This is a genomic window from Paenibacillus sp. FW507-14B1B (genome assembly GCF_058781425.1).
This window is the reverse complement of the sequence record NZ_JBYSWS010000005.1, coordinates 175,850-191,635: the sequence shown is the minus strand read 5'-3', so window position 1 is coordinate 191,635 and position 15,786 is coordinate 175,850. Positions and strand designations below refer to the sequence as shown.

The window sequence follows — 15,786 nt, the reverse complement described above, 5'->3', positions numbered from 1 at the left end:
TTCTTTATTTTGCATCCAATTCCCAAATCGCAGATTCGCCATCGATGGATGCCATTGACTCATAATGCAACTCCCATGCACCTTGCTGTTTTGGTGTATCGAAATAAACTTCACCCTTCATTTTCTTGCCAGCAGGAATGTCCCCGGATAAGGCCATATCATCTTCAGGCAATGCCTGTTCTAGTTCAAAACCATCTGTATCAAACAACTTGAATTCTGTTGAGTCAACAAAAACACTTTCTTTATTTGTATTCTCGACGATAACACTGATCTTTACAGCATGATCTTCCTTCAGAGGCTGATACGGATTGATTTTGCCATCATATTTCATTATATCAACTACTGTTATCTTTACTCCATCAACGTTTAAGGTTTCTCCGGCTTTAGCCTTAGTAGCTTCTTCCTTCTCAGCTGGAGTATCGTTTGATTCGTCCGAATTTGCCTTAGCAGCATTTTCATCAAGTTTTTGCTGGACTTCTGGACTAGCGTCTTCTTTAGTCACAGTTTGTTCAGCACATGCAACCAATAGAGTCATTGATAATAATGCTGTTCCCAATACCTTTACGACTTTAAACATGTCTTCGTGTTCCCCCTAAGATGCTGTAATTATAATAGGTATATATACCCATGTAGATAATATATCATATATTTCACTTAATAGAATACATTTGGTGTTTAAGTAATATATTCCAATAAAATTAATAGACACATTAGTCATAGAAATGGAAGGAAGAGCATGACAACAAGAAGAAAAGTAATCACCATGGTACTAATGATTGTACTTGGATGTATCACGATGGCTTATGTGGATGCAGTAATCAGGCCAGATTATGCTTTGAAATCAGTAATCAAGATTGTTTTATTTCTAACGTTGCCCCTTGGGTTTTGTCTGATCCATCGAGACATATCATTCCGGTCATTATTCAAGATTGAGCGAAAAGGGATCGCATTCTCTGTACTACTCGGCGTTAGCGTATTTGTGGTTATTCTGGGCAGTTACTTCTTGCTCGGACCATATTTTGATCTATCTCAGATAACGGAATCATTAGAGAGCAACACTGGGGTAAATGCGGGGAATTTTATAATTGTCGCTATTTATATTTCCATCGTTAACTCCTTGCTTGAGGAATTCTTCTTTCGTGGCTTTGCATTCTTAACACTGAAGAAGCTGACTGGGCGTAAGTTTGCTTACATATTCAGCGCGGGGGCATTTGCGGTGTATCATATCGCGATGATGACGAACTGGTTTACCATTCCTTTATTCCTGTTGTTAATCATTAGTTTGTTTGTGGCAGGCCTATTATTCAACTAGCTGAATGAACGAAGCGGAAATATTTATACATCGTGGATGGTCCATATGTGTGCTAATTTAGCAATTAATACGATCGGATTTATTCTTTTTGGACTGATATGAAACAAAGAGCGCTCTGCAAGGTGGAATCTTTGCAGGAACGCTCTTTGTTCTGATGTTTCATTTAGTTCGAAATGGAACTTCCTTCCACGGTTGTCTCCTGCTTTTTTTGGGCCATGCCTTTTCCAGAACGCAGTGGAATTTCTTTGAGAAACAGTGCGATTAAGAATGCAACGGATGCTACAATAGCACCGGTCAAGAAAGTCGTCGTGATAGCGTAGCTTAGAGCTTCTCGTATGATATCAAGCATTTTCGTAAATGCCGACTGCAATTCTGGTGATAAACTGTTTAGGGTAGCCTCGATCTTTGGTTGATCCAAAAGATTTTGCGGGTTTTGAAAAAGAGCAAGCTTCTCAGCTAATTCCGGGTTCATTGCTGCATTCGTCTGATTCCCTAAATTTGAAGATAACTCGGTCATTTTTTTTGTAATACTAGCACTCATCAAGCTTCCCATAATAGCGATTCCTATCGTTCCCCCAAGATTTCGGAATAAGGTCGAGGTTGCGGTAGCAACTCCAATCTGCTGAGGTGCTACGGCATTCTGAACGGTAAGTGAGAATACGGGCATGGCTACGCCAATTCCGAGTCCAAGGATGATCATATATATGATGAGTATGTAGATTGGTGTGGAAGGGACCATGAAATACATCAAGACCATAGCGATGGTCATGACCATTAGGCCGATGATCGCCATATTTTTATATTTACCGGTTTTGGACATCAGTTGTCCGGATAAAGAGGTTGTGATGAGCATGGCAATAGACATCGGCATCGCTACATACCCCGCCATGGTTGGTGAAATTCCCTTCACCCCTTGAACGAAGAAAGGGACATAGATGATTGCTCCCATCATGGCAGCATTCAAGAAGAAGCTCACCAGGTTGGATACGGTAAACACACTATTTTTGAACAAGCCGAGGGGAAGGACTGGGCTCTTTACTTTGGTCTGGATAGCGATAAAAATGATCAATGAGACGATCGTTGCAGCGAACAGCCCGAGGATTTGCCACGAACCCCAAGCATATTTCTCAGGTCCGTCACCTGCCCAAGAAAAGGCGAGCAGCATAGGAACAATCGTGAGCGTTAAGAAGAGGGAACCCCAGTAATCCACGGATTCTCCTTGGCGTCTTGGAACCTTCGGGAAATTGACCCAGATTAATATAAAGGCGATGACCCCAAGAGGGAGGAAAATCCAAAATACCCAGCGCCAGTCTAGATGATCGACGATATAGCCTCCCATCAGTGGTCCAGCTACACTGGATAAGCCGAATACCGCACTCATGACACCCGTCCATTTGGCACGCTCTCTGGGTTCATAGAGGTCTCCGATTGCGGTGAACACCGTGGACATGATAATACCTGCGCCGGCACCTTGAATTGCCCGATATGTTATTAATTCAAAAATATCGGTTGAAAACCCGGATAAGATGGCACCTATCGTAAATAACCCGATACCGGACAAGATAAATGGCTTTCGGCCATAAATATCGGAGAGCTTACCGACAAGGACCGATGCCACCGTCGAAGTAAGCAGATAGATCGTAATAGCCCATGAATAATAGTCCATACCTCCGAGCTTGGCGATAATACGAGGCATGGCAATTCCGATGATCGTCTGATTAATGGCAGCGAAGAATAAAGATGTAATAATAGCGATCATGATTGTCATTTTTCGCTTATCCGATAAATGCACCATTAATGTTCCACCTCTTTCTCTGTGTCGATATTCCGTAAGACCTGCTCATAGATGCGGATCAAATGATGTATATCTTCTTCGGAGATCCCTTTAAAAAAATGTTCCATAATACTCTTCGTCTCGACCCTGAATTGTCTTAGTAGCTCCCTTCCTTGATCCGTAATTTCCAGATAGACCACCCTACGATCATCTGCATCTCTTGTTCGAACTGCATAACCACTGGATATTAACTTATCGGAAAGACTTGTGATTGCACCAGGCGTAATGTCCATACGTGCTGCCAGCGTAGATGCCTTTTGCGGGCCACCGTACTCAAGCTTCCATAAAATCGTAGCCTGTGATCCAGACACAAGACGGTCCATACGCTTATGCCATTCAGCCGATACTTTCCGCTGGAAATCAAGATATAACTCTTCAAATGCTGTTAAGCTGCTTGAAGTAGGCACGATATTACACCTCCAATTATTTAAAATTATTATACCTTTTAAAATGTTTACCCCCTAAAGTAATTACGAGTATAAATCCTACAAGTTCGTGAAGTCAATTTCTTTTCTAGAAAAATATAGGCGAATATATACATATACGTGGAGCGCGTACTATAATATACCAATCAGTCATAAAATCTGAACTCATTTATGAATGCGTTTACATATGGTTTTGTTTCACCTTTAAGTATTTCATGTACAGATATTTATATAGGAGGAGCAATGAAGAAAAAATCATGGTTTTATCGACAGTTGTTAATGTATATGCCTGCCTTCTTCATCGTCGTGTCTTTTATATTCTTTGTGTTCTTTCAAATGCTTAGTGAGCAGAGCCGGAAAGAAGCGACCAAAGCCAATGAGACATTATTGTTGCAAGCGATAAGTTCTATAGATTCTTCTATGAAGACCATTGAACAGATGCTTCTGAGCGATATGTTAAACAATCCGGATCTTTCAGTTTTTTTTAACGACGGAAAGCAAAGCGATTATTATTTAAACGTTAAAGTGGTAAAGTTCATGAAGAACTTTAAGATCTCCTATCCCTTGGTGGATTCTATGTACCTTGTCAGATTGAATGATCAATTTATTCTTAGTAACTCAACGAATGCTAATCTGCTAGATTACCCTGATTATGAGTTTATTAAGCCTTATCTGACAGGATCGTTCTATGAGACGAAATGGACAGGCGTTCGTAATTTTCAGGAGTTTTCGTTTAAGGAACAGGAACAGGTTATATCACTTGTGTTGAAAGCTCCTTATATTCAGAGTGGTGAAGGGTTCGTTATTGTTAACATAAAGACCGATTCACTGAATACGATGATCGAGAACATGTATAGTCAAGAAGTTAGTTATATTGATATTTTGGATGTAGAAGGTAAGCCTATTCTCCCTGAGAGTCATATAGATTCTTCATATAAAAAATTGATCTCATCCGCAACCTCTCCTCTAACGGGCTGGAGCTATGAAAGTGGTCTAGTCAATGGGGGATGGGTGAATTTAGCCAATCAATTGTTTAATGTCTGGTTTATTGTAGGTTTGCTGATGATGGGGGCAGGAGTTTGGTGGATTGTCTTTGTTGCTCGGCGTAATTATCGTCCTATTGAACAGATTGTATCCCAAATCCAGAAGTTCTCACAGGATAAGACTAGTGTCTTATTGCAGGAAAAACGGCAGGATGAGTTTACCTTTATACAATCTGCCCTTAGCAGCATGTTAGAGCAGTCGAACTCATATCAACAGCAATATCGAGAAGATCTGTTATTACGAAAAACTTATTTATTTCAACAACTCTTAGAGGGGCAATATCCTGCAAATCTTGGTCAATGGGAAACACAGCGTGAAACCATTCAATTAAATGACTTAAGTAAGCCTCAGAGTGTGTGCGTAATTGAGATCGATAAATTTAACCAGTTTGTCAGCCAGTATACACAGCAAGATCAATACTTAATGAAATTTGCACTGAAGAGTGTCATTCAGGAAACGGCACAGAAGCATGGAACTGTCGTATGGGCAGAGTGGATTTCGAGCTCGAAGCTAGGGCTGCTTGTACAAATTAATGATTTACACAATGCTGAAGAAGAATTATTAAATGTACTGGAGAACTCCCGAGTGTGGGTCGAGGAACATTTAAAACTGACGATCACTGTTGGCGTCGGAGGAACGGCTGAGTTATTTACATCTATCCCGGAATCTTACTACCAAGCGGTGCAAACGTTGAAGTACAAAATGATTATGGGTGAGAATAAAATCATTTTTTATACTTCGATCAGAACAGAAGAGCAAGGGAAGTCATTTGATTATTTTCAGCGGATCCAAGCGATGGCTCAGTCTTTCCGTTTAGTACGGGAGGATTGGCGGGAGCAGTACAAGAGCATTCTTGAAAATATAGAGCAGGATATGTTAAATCAAGATCACATCATTAGCTTGACGGACTATATGATTTATTCTCTAGGGCGCGAGATGAATAAGATGGCTAAGGAGTTTCAGGAGCACTGGAGCCTAGTTGGCGAGCCAGCTTTAAATGAAGCTTTAACGAATTCTGAAACGCTAGAACAAATGGAGAATCAAGTCGAACAGGTGCTTGAACAAATTTTCGATAAGCTCTTATTACTGCAAGAGAATCGAAATCATTCCGAAATCATTCGAAGTGTTCGAGCTTATATGGAGAAGGAATCTACGAATCAGAATTTGTCTCTGGACCTTCTAAGTGAACAGTTCCAGATGAATTCCAAAACACTCAGCAAACTGTTTAAGGAAGAGACCGGTCAGAAGTTCGTTGATTATTTAATTGAGCTTCGTATCAATCATGCAAGGCATCTACTCGAAGACACACATCACTCGATACAAGAAATTGCCGAAGAGGTTGGGTACACGAATGCGATATCATTTGGCCGTATGTTCAAAAAAGTAGTGAGTGTGTCTCCAGGTGAGTACCGTGAACAAGTCAGTAAGAAGAATGCCTAATATGATTGGAACGCTCCTGGTGTCTATTAGACGCCGGGGGCGTTTCTTTTTAGCAATTACCGAATATAGTTGGTCCGGAGAAAAAAGTTTATCGTAGTACCGACGCGAGAAAAGACCTGTTATCAAGGGTTTTGCGGAAAATGGTTGTGCCGAGATTCTTGTTTATTGCTGCAAGCCCGCCTGCCTTTTAACATGAGATTAACAGAAAGGGCAAAGGAGAGTGGCTTGATGGCTAGTATAAGCAGTAAACCCGTTCCGAAGCGGGAACTCATGATGCATCCGAACAAACGAGGTAAGCATGCACTACAGCAAATGAAAAGGCACTGGCAATTTTATTTGCTGGTCGCTTTACCGCTTCTCTACCTTATTATTTTTAAATACATTCCTATGTTCGGTGTCGTGATTGCCTTTAAGGACTATAACCTTGTTGAAGGAATCCTGGGGAGTCCGTGGGCAGGATTTAAGTACTTTGAGCAGTTGTTAGATGCGCCATACTTTTGGGATTATTTCCGGAATACACTACTCATTTCACTATATGGGCTGCTGATCGGATTTCCTGCTCCTATTATATTGGCACTTGCTCTTAACGAAATTCGAAACGGGATATTCAAAAAGTCAGTTCAGATGGTGACATATGCACCGTACTTCATCTCAACCGTTATTATTGTTTCTATTCTGATCGTAAACCTCTCTCCAAACGTAGGACTTCTGAGCAATATCTACAGAGCTTTAGGACTGGAGCCAGTCGATTTCCTCGGTAGGTCGGAGCTGTTTAAGTCGATCTATGTATGGTCGGACGTGTGGCAGAATATGGGCTATGGGGCGATTATCTACATTGCTGCGTTATCTGGTGTGAATCCGGAATTGTATGAGGCGGCAAAAGTAGACGGAGCGACAAGGTTCCAGAAAATTTGGAATATTGATATTCCGAGCTTGATTCCAGTTATCGTGATCATGCTGATCTTAAGCCTTGGGCAAATCATGAGCCTGGGATTTGAGAAGATTTATTTGATGCAAAATCCGCTCAATCAAAACACATCGGAAGTCATTTCGACCTATGTATATAAAGTCGGTCTGCTCGGAGCGAACTTTAGTTTCTCGACGGCTATCGGATTGTTTAATTCCGTAATCAACTTTACGCTGCTCATTATCGTGAACTTCGTAGCGAAAAAAATATCTTCCAATAGTTTGTGGTAGGAGGCGATGACCTTGGATGGTACCAGTATAAAAGAATCGGTAACAGATCGTATATTTATAGGTTTGGTATATCTATTTTTGGCAGTAGTCTTCATTATTATTTTGTTCCCGCTCTTACATATTGTGAGCGCTTCATTTAGTTCACCGGCAGCAGTTACGTCCGGTAAAGTATGGTTATGGCCGGTTGATTTTACGCTTATTGGTTATAAGGCTGTATTTCAGAACTCGGACATTTGGGTTGGATTTGGGAACTCCCTTTTTTATACCGTGTTTGGTACTTTGCTAAACGTTTCATTCACCATTATGCTGGCGTACCCGCTAGCACGAAGAACATTTTATGGTCGTAACATCATGATGTTGCTCCTTGTATTTACGATGTTTTTCGATGGCGGATTGATTCCGAATTACCTGCTCGTGAAGTCGCTTGGCATTTTGGATACAAGATGGGCGATGATCCTGCCAGGAGCATTTGCCGTGTTCCAAGTCATTATAGCGAGAACGTTCTTTCAATCGCTTCCCGATGAACTTCATGAAGCTGCGCAAATTGATGGATGCAGTGATATAAAGTTCTTTCTGCAGATGGTTATTCCTTTATCCAAGCCGATCATCGCCGTATTGTTCCTAATGTACGCGGTCGGTCACTGGAATGCCTATTTCAATGCTTTAATTTATTTAAAAGACAGTCATATGTTCCCGCTGCAGATATTCCTGCGGAATCTACTTATTCTGAACTCGGAGAATTCCGATATGTACAAGGATGTTAACAATGTTTTGATGCAGCAGGGGTTGAAGGATCTATTGAAATACTCATTGATTGTTGTATCCAGCGCTCCTGTACTTATAATCTACCCGTTTGTTCAGAAGCACTTTGTTAAAGGGGTTATGATCGGGTCTTTGAAAGGATAAAAGGTTCACCTGTAAGGGAGGTGATGTTCAGCAATCGGTTTATGAATAAAGCTATATCGAGAAGTATTTAAATATAAGGAGGTTGTTCAATTGAAAACAAAACTGCTCAAAGTAATGAGTCTTATGTTGGTTCTTACCATGGTATTATCAGCGTGTGGTGGTTCTAAAGGTAAAGACGATAGCTCCGCAGATGCTCCTCAAGATCCGAATAAGCCAGTTGAACTGAGTGTGTTTGCTCCACAAACCGTCGGTATTGAGAATTTGGATGTGAACAAATTTTCGAAACATTTGGAAGAAACGCTGAACATTAAATTCAACTGGAGTACTTCCCCAGATGCTGCTTTTAACGATAAAAAGTTATTGCTGTTAGCAAGTGGAGATTACCCGGCAGTCATTCTGAGTGCGGGAATGTCGAAGGCGGATCAGGTGAAGTATGGTCAGCAAGGTGCGTTTATACCATTGAATGACTTAATCGATCAGTATGCACCAAATATTAAAAAAGCGATGACAGATTTACCCTATTTAAAAGCAGGAATGGTTGCTCCGGATGGCAATATCTATGCACTTCCAAAAATCAATGAATGTCTACACTGTACATACTATCAAAGACTATGGATTAATACAGAATGGCTTGAAGAGCTGAACTTGGATATGCCAACAACGACTGAAGAATTTTATCAAGTGATGAAGGCTTTCAAAGAGAAAGACCCGAATGGGAATGGTAAAGCAGATGAGGTTCCTTTCACAACCTCCAATAATGATTGGGGTGGCGGTGTAGATTTGTTCTTAATGAATGCCTTTATCTACAATGATGGAACCGGTTTAATGATCAAGGATGGCAAGGTCATCTATGCGCCTATGCAACCGGAATGGAAGGAAGGCGTGAAGTATTTACGTAAGTTATTCGAAGAAGGTTTGATGGATAAAGCCGCATTCACGCAAAACGTTGATGCTGTTAAACAACTAGCCAACAAGCCTGATGTTGTAGTAGGCAGTGTAGGTACTGCGAATATTGGAGGTATGTTTGAAGTTAATGATGAGAACAACACACGTCACAAAGCTTACGATGTTGTTCCACCACTTAAAGGGCCAGAGGGTGTTCAATTAGCAGGTTATACGGTCGGAGCTGGTGCTGGACAATTTGTTATTACGAATAAAGCGACCAAGGAAGAACAAATTGCTGCCATTCGTCTAGCTGATTATCTCTTCTCCGAAGAAGGAACGGTTCATACAACATGGGGCTTTGAAGGAGAAGGTTATAAAAAAGCGGAAAGCGGCGAGCTTGACTATAACGGAAATCCTGCGAAGTATGATGTTGTTACGTCAGAGCAGTCTGCAAGTGGACAAACACCGCTGGCAAATACGTGGTGGCAATTAGGAACGATGCAGATGCTCAACTCCATCCGTGAATCATTCGTAGCTCCAGCAGATCCACTCGGTAAAGGTGCGATTGATTACCGTCTATGGCTGGCTGCGAAAAAGTATGAGCCATTTGCGAAACCGGAAATTGCGTATCCGACCGATGTATTTATTGATCCAGCGGATGCGTTAATCGTTACACAAATGTCGAAGACATTATCTGATTATGTGGCATCGAATCTTGCGCAATTTGTAACCGGTAACAAGGATATCGATAAGGATTGGGAGAATTACGTAAATGGATTTAAAGGAATGCAGCTGGATGCTTACCTGGCAGCTTATCAGAAAGCGCTGCCAACCAAATAGTAACTGTATTCCTTCTACCCTAGAGTGACGGAGGAGATATGACATGGTTGATTTGATTCAATACGCTGCACAAGTGAAGCCTTCAGAAAGACAGGTGGCTGTGCAGGAAATGGAGTTCTATTCATTCATTCACTTTACGATCAACACGTACACGGATAAAGAGTGGGGGCATGGCGATGAAGATCCAGCTATCTTTAACCCTGTAGAATTTGATGCGGATCAGTGGGTTGACTCATGCCGGGATGCTGGAATGAAGGGACTTATTCTTACTTGTAAGCACCATGACGGATTTTGTTTATGGCCGAGCCAGTATACCGAGCACTCCGTGAAGAACAGCCCTTGGAAGAATGGACAGGGCGATATCGTTCAGGAAGTTGCGGATGCCTGCCGCAAAGGTGGTATTAAGTTCGGTGTCTATTTATCCCCATGGGATCGTCATGAACAGACTTATGGTGATTCTCCTAAATACAATGAGTACTTTATGAACCAGTTAAGAGAGTTGTTAACGAACTACGGAGATATTTTCTGTGTATGGTTCGACGGTGCTTGTGGTGAAGGCCCGAATGGGAAAAGACAAGTGTATGACTGGGACGCTTATTATTCTCTTATTCGAGAGTTACAACCAAATGCGGTTATCAATGTGTGTGGACCGGATATTCGGTGGTGTGGAAATGAAGCGGGCGTATGCCGTGAGTCAGAGTGGAGTGTCGTGCCTGTATCTCTCCGCTCGAATGAGAGCATTCAGGAGAAATCTCAACAAGTGGATGATGGCGAATTTGCTAAACGATATGATTCCACCGATCGCGATCTGGGAAGTAGAGAGATCATTCGTCATGAGCGCGAACTGGTCTGGTATCCAGCTGAAGTAAATACGTCCATTCGCCCAGGTTGGTTCTATCATGCTTCGGAAGATGATAAAGTTAAATCACTTGAAGAACTGCTTCATGTGTATTATGGTTCAGTCGGCGGAAACGCCACTTTCCTGCTGAATTTACCACCGGATAAACGGGGGCTTATTCATGAGAATGATCGTGCTCGGCTGCGTGAGCTGGGAGATTACATTCGTAACACGTTCAGAACAAATCTGGCTGAGGGTGCTACTGCCCAGGCTTCACAGACGATGGATGGACATGATGTGAACTGTATTTTTGATGGCAATCCTGACAGCTATTGGTGTCCAGAGGAAGGGACGGAGCAGGTTACTATTGAAGTGGATCTGCATGCAGAGATCGAATTCAACCATGTTGTTCTGCAAGAACATCGTTATAGTCAACGAATCGAGAAATTCGAGCTGGAGTATGAACAGGACGGCGAATGGAAGCCGCTCTGGAGCGGTACGGTTGTTGGTTATAAGCGTATATGCCGATTCGACAATGTAACTTCACGGTTTATTCGATTGAAGATTACGGAGTCCAGATGGTGCCCGACGATTTCAGCTTTTGAAGTGTATCGAGGCTAAATACAGCGCTTGAGAATACGATAGGGATATCCTAAGAAAGATCTATGATCTTTAAAGGATGTCCCTTTTGTGTGAAGGCCGAATGTGGTAAAAAGTACTCGTTGAAAATTATGTAGTAACTAATGTATATTTGCTGTATAATTCTCAGTGAGGTTATATTCTGAGAAATTAACATCATTTTCTGTAAAAAAATTGTATTTACATGAAACTATTCGTGTTATAATTTCATTGTGATTTTTTTATCAGCTTATTGTCTTAATTTTTAGTATTATGGATTTAGGTTATTCGAGAAATACAAAATAAAAATAAATGAATATGGATCTTCGGGGTAAGGTGAAATTCCTAACCGGCGGTGATGGTTCGTTCTCTCGTGAATGAACTCCAGCCCGCGACTCGCTATTTTGAAGTTTAAGGTAGCGACTGACTTGGTGAGAATCCAAGGCCGACGGTAAAGTCCGGATGGGAGAAGATCAAACGTAGGTTTGCTGTGGAATTTTTAGTTCTACAGTAGGCTTATTTGGTCAGCCCCCGTATGTTCGACATTTGTCGATAACGGGGGCTTTCTGCTGGTAAGACTCCGTATTCAAGGATAGGAGACAGCATTATGGAAAACATCAACACAGGTTTGAAGGTACAGTCCAAACGCAAGGGTAAAGCTAGCAGTAATCCGAAATACGGTTTTTGGTTAGTTGTACTGGGAGCAGCACTATGGGGAGTTGATCCCTTATTTCGGGTCATACTTCTGAATAATTTAACCTCGTCGCAGATCGTTCTTCTAGAACATGTTATCATCTCGTTAATTGCAATTCCGGTCATTTGGAAGAACCGTCAGGAACTTAAACAAGTTGGCTGGCGCCAGGTTGGTGCATTGCTCTTTATATCATGGGGTGGATCAGGGATTGCAACGATACTGTTCACGATGGGTCTCTCGAGCGGGAACTTGAACGCAGTTCTTCTTCTGCAAAAGCTCCAACCGTTATTCGCCATTCTTCTAGCAAGTCTGCTGCTTAAAGAAAAGCTACCTCGTCATTTTGGATATCTGATGCTTATCGCATTGTCAGGAACATATTTGCTCACATTCGGATTTGCAATTCCGATTGGACATTGGAGCGACTTTATTCAGATGGGAAGCCTTTTGTCACTCGGCGCTGCAGCTCTTTGGGGTGGATCTACTGTCATGGGTCGATTGATGGTTGGTCAAATGAAGGTGGAGACGGTAACGTCACTGCGTTTTGTATTAGCACTTCCTCTTCTTGGGTTGATTACGTTGAATGAAGGTGCAGGCTGGAATTTGCCAGAGTTCGGAACATCTGCTTTTGCTCTAGTATCCCTGAATCTAATCGGTCAAGCGCTTCTACCAGGACTGCTCAGCTTGCTTGTTTATTATAAAGGTCTTACTACAACAAAAGCTTCTGTTGCTACGCTCGCGGAACTTAGCTTTCCAACGGCCGGGGTATTGATTAACTGGGTTGTCTTTAACGAGGTCGTGACCTCTGCCCAAATTCTTGGATTTTTGATGATCTGGATCGTATTGTTTATCATCTCCAGACAATCGGATTCTGTCGCTAAGGCGGGGACGCTGGGTTAAGTGTTCCGAATATGTTAGATATAAATATATTGAAAAACTGCCGGGTATACCGGCAGTTTTTTTGTACTATTCCGCTAAACATTTAGACTATTATGGTAAAAAAAGAGGATTTACACATTAAAAGGTCGAAATAAGTCGAAAAAGAATATTGAGATGGTGAGAATTTAAAAGATGAATGTAGAGCTGGATATGCGGACCGCTTTTGTATTTCTTGTTGTTGGGCATGTATTCACGGTCATTCTAATAACAGCTTATAGACATGGACAGAATAAAGATCGTGCGGTAAATGCGTTTTATGGAGCAAAATGTTTGCAAGCAACCGGTTGGGGGCTAGCCATGTTTCGGGGAGGAATTCCCGATCTATTCACGGTGTCTCTGGCTAATGCGGTTTTATTCCTAGGAGCTGCTCTTGAAGCCATTGCGCTGTTAAGAGTCATGAATGTCTTTCACCGAAACACACGTCGCTTTTATATAGGGTTAACATTTTCTTGTATTCTTTTATTTCATATTATCATCGTGCTAGCCAATACAGAAACGAACCGAATTGCTATGGGATCTTTAGGCATGTCACTCCTGCTGATCCTACCTGCCATTCGTATGGTCTGCCGAAAGAAAGGCTCTACACTGATGAGAGTGACTGGGTTGATGTATAGCTTGGTGGCTACAGGTTCGCTGATCCGAGCGATTATTGCATGGATTCCTGGTATAAACGTAACGTTCTTTGAACCAAGCATCTATCAGACATTATCCTTTTTATCATTATTCTTGTTGATGTTTGTAGGGAATACAGGTTTTGTCCTCTTATCCAAAGAGAAGGGGGATCGGGAACTTCATAAGCTAGCGAGTTATGATGACCTGACAGGAGTGTGGAATCGCAGAACGTTTATCCTCGAAGCGAAGGAATCGATCGCGGATTGCAGGAAAAAAGGTCAACCGGTTTCTTTTCTGCTCATGGACATTGATCACTTCAAGTCCATTAATGATACCTACGGCCATGATATAGGAGATATGGTGCTACAAGAGTATGCCGCTAAAGTGAAAGGGGCTCTGACACCTGGAGATTTGCTAGGCAGATATGGGGGAGATGAGTTTGCCGTTGTCCTTCCCGGTGCGGATGAGAAACAATCAGGGGAGGTGGCAGAAGCGATTCGTCTTTCGATATTACAATGTTCGGGTAAGTTACCGATTTCCTTTACGTTAAGTATTGGTATGGTTACCGTAACGGCAGCTCAAATGCTGCCACTGGATAAACTCTATAAACTGAGTGATGAAGCTTTGTATAAAGCTAAGCATGAGGGGCGAAATCGGGCGTCACGAAGCAATATGGGGGTTATCGCGGGGGATGAAGAGCCGCAAGGTAGTGCGAAGGTGGTGTAGGACAGCGGCCTAGCGGACTAATGGGCCAACGGACTAACTGACTAACGGACAGAGAGGCCGTTATTTTTGTGAATATGACTAATATTAATCGTTAGCGGACAGAGAATCCGCTATTAGCTCTGAACCTATTAAATCAGAGCCTTTCTGTAAGAATAGCGGAATCTGAGTCCACATAGCTCACAAAAAGGATGTTTTCTAACAAATAGCGGATTTCCTGTCCGCTAGCTATTATCAAGCTGAAGAATCGAGCTTCGTCACTTATTATGCTGCTAAGGTGATAACCGTTCATTAATCATTACATCTTAGAGAAGGTGAAAAGGAACAATCCGAGGTCATTTAAACGGGTACCCATACACTGGACACTTTAAGAAAAGTGTTTAGCGTATGGGTATCTTTTTGCGTTGCATTTGGATACTTACCTCTATTCGATCCGTTTGATTTCATCTGGCGAAACCAAATATTTATAGATGGTCTCCATCTGTGGTCCTTCTCCGTCAACAGGCTCACAATTTTGTGTGACCGTAAAGGTATAGCCTTGATCATTTTGTTCTGCTTTTGCAATTAAATTGAAAGATTCGAGGTCATTAGCACATGGAGGAATAAGGTCGTATAATCTAGCTTCCGCCGTACCTAGAGTGAATGCTTGCTCTGAAGTACATCCATTCAATATAAGGGAAGTCATCAACACCAACATATAAACAATGAAATGATTCATGATTCATCCCCTTCATCTAGAGTGAATAATAGGTGTTGAACGTTTCGCATTGCATGGCCTAAATCAGTTTTTGAATCATAGGATGAATATAGAGTCATTCAATGGGTGCCTTTGAAGCTGTAAACAAGATGGATGATCCTTTGGACCGAGCCTATGTTTGAGAGGTTTTACTTATCATCAATTCGAACCACCCATTCATCGTCCCCTTGTTTAATTGTAATCCTCCATTGATCAGATGTTTCGTCGTAGGTTGCAGCTTTAATAACAAGAACTCCCGGGAGATCTGTTCTGGGGTCTTCTATCGCTCTGCGTATGGCTTCGGCCTCGTTTATGTTAGCTTCAGTTGGTTTTGGAGCAGACAGTATGCGTAATTTCTCAGCGGTTGATTGACCGGGATACGACTCCTTGACCATACTAAACCAGACCTGAACCTTCTGACCAATGGCAACGTCCTTCTGGTCATAAGAGAACCAAATAGCATTATAAAATTCCTCGACCCCGCCTGTAGCGCCGTAATTCTTCGGCACATTGTCAACTACAAGAATGCCTCCATCTCTTTGATCCACAACATATCCTTCCATTCCTGGCGCTGTATCTTCCGTCGTTGGCGGAACAGAGTCAGTCCCTGATCCTGATTTCGATGTGCTTGAGCTACATCCGAATAGCGACAGGCTCAAGAATATACTAATTACAGTAAGTAATACTGTCCGCATCGTCTACCTCCTTGCAAAATGAAATGATTTATAGTTATTGACGTTTCCTTT

At 42.0% G+C, this 15,786-nt stretch carries 13 protein-coding genes and 1 riboswitch; of the genes, 8 read left to right on the top strand and 5 right to left on the bottom strand.

Annotation, left to right across the window (positions count from 1 at the left end; genetic code table 11):
• Positions 1 to 4: 4 nt before the first annotated feature.
• Positions 5 to 577, bottom strand: coding sequence for a DUF4352 domain-containing protein (locus AC3WJJ_RS22090; protein WP_492543806.1), 573 nt, complete (start codon positions 575 to 577; stop codon positions 5 to 7).
• Between the two features lie 159 nt (positions 578 to 736).
• Here AC3WJJ_RS22090 and AC3WJJ_RS22085 point away from each other — a divergent pair, with 159 nt between their 5' ends.
• Complete coding sequence (locus AC3WJJ_RS22085) at positions 737 to 1,312, top strand: CPBP family intramembrane glutamic endopeptidase (protein ID WP_492543804.1); 576 nt, start codon at positions 737 to 739, stop codon at positions 1,310 to 1,312.
• Positions 1,313 to 1,475: 163 nt separating this feature from the next.
• Here the strand turns inward: AC3WJJ_RS22085 and AC3WJJ_RS22080 are convergent, their stop codons facing one another.
• The gene (locus tag AC3WJJ_RS22080) at positions 1,476 to 3,107 is read right to left on the bottom strand and encodes an MDR family MFS transporter (protein WP_492543802.1); all 1,632 of its coding nucleotides are present in this window, start codon (positions 3,105 to 3,107) and stop codon (positions 1,476 to 1,478) included.
• Positions 3,107 to 3,553 (bottom strand): MarR family winged helix-turn-helix transcriptional regulator, encoded by a 447-nt coding sequence (locus AC3WJJ_RS22075; protein WP_492543800.1) that lies wholly within the window; start codon positions 3,551 to 3,553, stop codon positions 3,107 to 3,109. The genes AC3WJJ_RS22080 and AC3WJJ_RS22075 overlap by 1 nt, the downstream gene beginning before the upstream one ends.
• Before the next feature lie 261 nt (positions 3,554 to 3,814).
• On the opposite strand from AC3WJJ_RS22075, the gene AC3WJJ_RS22070 reads away from it, so the two are divergent.
• From AC3WJJ_RS22070 to AC3WJJ_RS22040, 7 genes are all read left to right on the top strand, one after another.
• Positions 3,815 to 6,055 (top strand): helix-turn-helix domain-containing protein, encoded by a 2,241-nt coding sequence (locus tag AC3WJJ_RS22070; protein WP_492543798.1) that lies wholly within the window; start codon positions 3,815 to 3,817, stop codon positions 6,053 to 6,055.
• Between the two features lie 270 nt (positions 6,056 to 6,325).
• On the top strand, positions 6,326 to 7,252 hold the full coding sequence (locus AC3WJJ_RS22065; protein ID WP_422661384.1) for an ABC transporter permease: 927 nt from the start codon (positions 6,326 to 6,328) through the stop codon (positions 7,250 to 7,252).
• Positions 7,253 to 7,258: 6 nt separating this feature from the next.
• Complete coding sequence (locus AC3WJJ_RS22060; protein ID WP_492543796.1) at positions 7,259 to 8,158, top strand: carbohydrate ABC transporter permease; 900 nt, start codon at positions 7,259 to 7,261, stop codon at positions 8,156 to 8,158.
• Between the two features lie 123 nt (positions 8,159 to 8,281).
• Positions 8,282 to 9,883: an ABC transporter substrate-binding protein gene (locus tag AC3WJJ_RS22055; protein WP_492544053.1), complete on the top strand. Its 1,602-nt coding sequence runs from the start codon at positions 8,282 to 8,284 to the stop codon at positions 9,881 to 9,883.
• Positions 9,884 to 9,926: 43 nt separating this feature from the next.
• A complete protein-coding gene (locus tag AC3WJJ_RS22050) occupies positions 9,927 to 11,342 on the top strand; it encodes an alpha-L-fucosidase (RefSeq protein ID WP_492543794.1) in 1,416 nt (471 codons plus the stop codon).
• Between the two features lie 315 nt (positions 11,343 to 11,657).
• Positions 11,658 to 11,817, top strand: a riboswitch (FMN riboswitch).
• Between the two features lie 129 nt (positions 11,818 to 11,946).
• Positions 11,947 to 12,930 carry a DMT family transporter gene (locus AC3WJJ_RS22045; RefSeq protein WP_492543792.1) on the top strand — a complete coding sequence of 328 codons (984 nt, stop codon included), beginning with the start codon at positions 11,947 to 11,949 and terminating at the stop codon, positions 12,928 to 12,930.
• Positions 12,931 to 13,101: 171 nt separating this feature from the next.
• Entirely contained in the window at positions 13,102 to 14,307 is a 1,206-nt protein-coding gene (locus tag AC3WJJ_RS22040; RefSeq protein WP_492543790.1) for a GGDEF domain-containing protein, read from the top strand.
• A gap of 421 nt (positions 14,308 to 14,728) precedes the next feature.
• Here the strand turns inward: AC3WJJ_RS22040 and AC3WJJ_RS22035 are convergent, their stop codons facing one another.
• Entirely contained in the window at positions 14,729 to 15,022 is a 294-nt protein-coding gene (locus AC3WJJ_RS22035; RefSeq protein WP_492543788.1) for a hypothetical protein, read from the bottom strand.
• 167 nt (positions 15,023 to 15,189) lie between these two features.
• The gene (locus AC3WJJ_RS22030; protein WP_492543786.1) at positions 15,190 to 15,735 is read right to left on the bottom strand and encodes a YobA family protein; all 546 of its coding nucleotides are present in this window, start codon (positions 15,733 to 15,735) and stop codon (positions 15,190 to 15,192) included.
• Between the last annotated feature and the right edge of the window lie 51 nt (positions 15,736 to 15,786).

What these genes read in the sequence shown, in the direction of transcription:
- AC3WJJ_RS22090 (WP_492543806.1), bottom strand. Translation starts at nt 577, where the DNA reads ATGTTTAAAGTCGTAAAGGTATTGGGAACAGCATTATTATCAATGACT.
- AC3WJJ_RS22085 (WP_492543804.1), top strand. Translation starts at nt 737, where the DNA reads ATGACAACAAGAAGAAAAGTAATCACCATGGTACTAATGATTGTACTT.
- AC3WJJ_RS22080 (WP_492543802.1), bottom strand. Translation starts at nt 3,107, where the DNA reads ATGGTGCATTTATCGGATAAGCGAAAAATGACAATCATGATCGCTATT.
- AC3WJJ_RS22070 (WP_492543798.1), top strand. Translation starts at nt 3,815, where the DNA reads ATGAAGAAAAAATCATGGTTTTATCGACAGTTGTTAATGTATATGCCT.
- AC3WJJ_RS22065 (WP_422661384.1), top strand. Translation starts at nt 6,326, where the DNA reads ATGATGCATCCGAACAAACGAGGTAAGCATGCACTACAGCAAATGAAA.
- AC3WJJ_RS22060 (WP_492543796.1), top strand. Translation starts at nt 7,259, where the DNA reads ATGACCTTGGATGGTACCAGTATAAAAGAATCGGTAACAGATCGTATA.
- AC3WJJ_RS22055 (WP_492544053.1), top strand. Translation starts at nt 8,282, where the DNA reads ATGTTGGTTCTTACCATGGTATTATCAGCGTGTGGTGGTTCTAAAGGT.
- AC3WJJ_RS22050 (WP_492543794.1), top strand. Translation starts at nt 9,927, where the DNA reads ATGGTTGATTTGATTCAATACGCTGCACAAGTGAAGCCTTCAGAAAGA.
- AC3WJJ_RS22045 (WP_492543792.1), top strand. Translation starts at nt 11,947, where the DNA reads ATGGAAAACATCAACACAGGTTTGAAGGTACAGTCCAAACGCAAGGGT.
- AC3WJJ_RS22040 (WP_492543790.1), top strand. Translation starts at nt 13,102, where the DNA reads ATGAATGTAGAGCTGGATATGCGGACCGCTTTTGTATTTCTTGTTGTT.
- AC3WJJ_RS22035 (WP_492543788.1), bottom strand. Translation starts at nt 15,022, where the DNA reads ATGAATCATTTCATTGTTTATATGTTGGTGTTGATGACTTCCCTTATA.
- AC3WJJ_RS22030 (WP_492543786.1), bottom strand. Translation starts at nt 15,735, where the DNA reads ATGCGGACAGTATTACTTACTGTAATTAGTATATTCTTGAGCCTGTCG.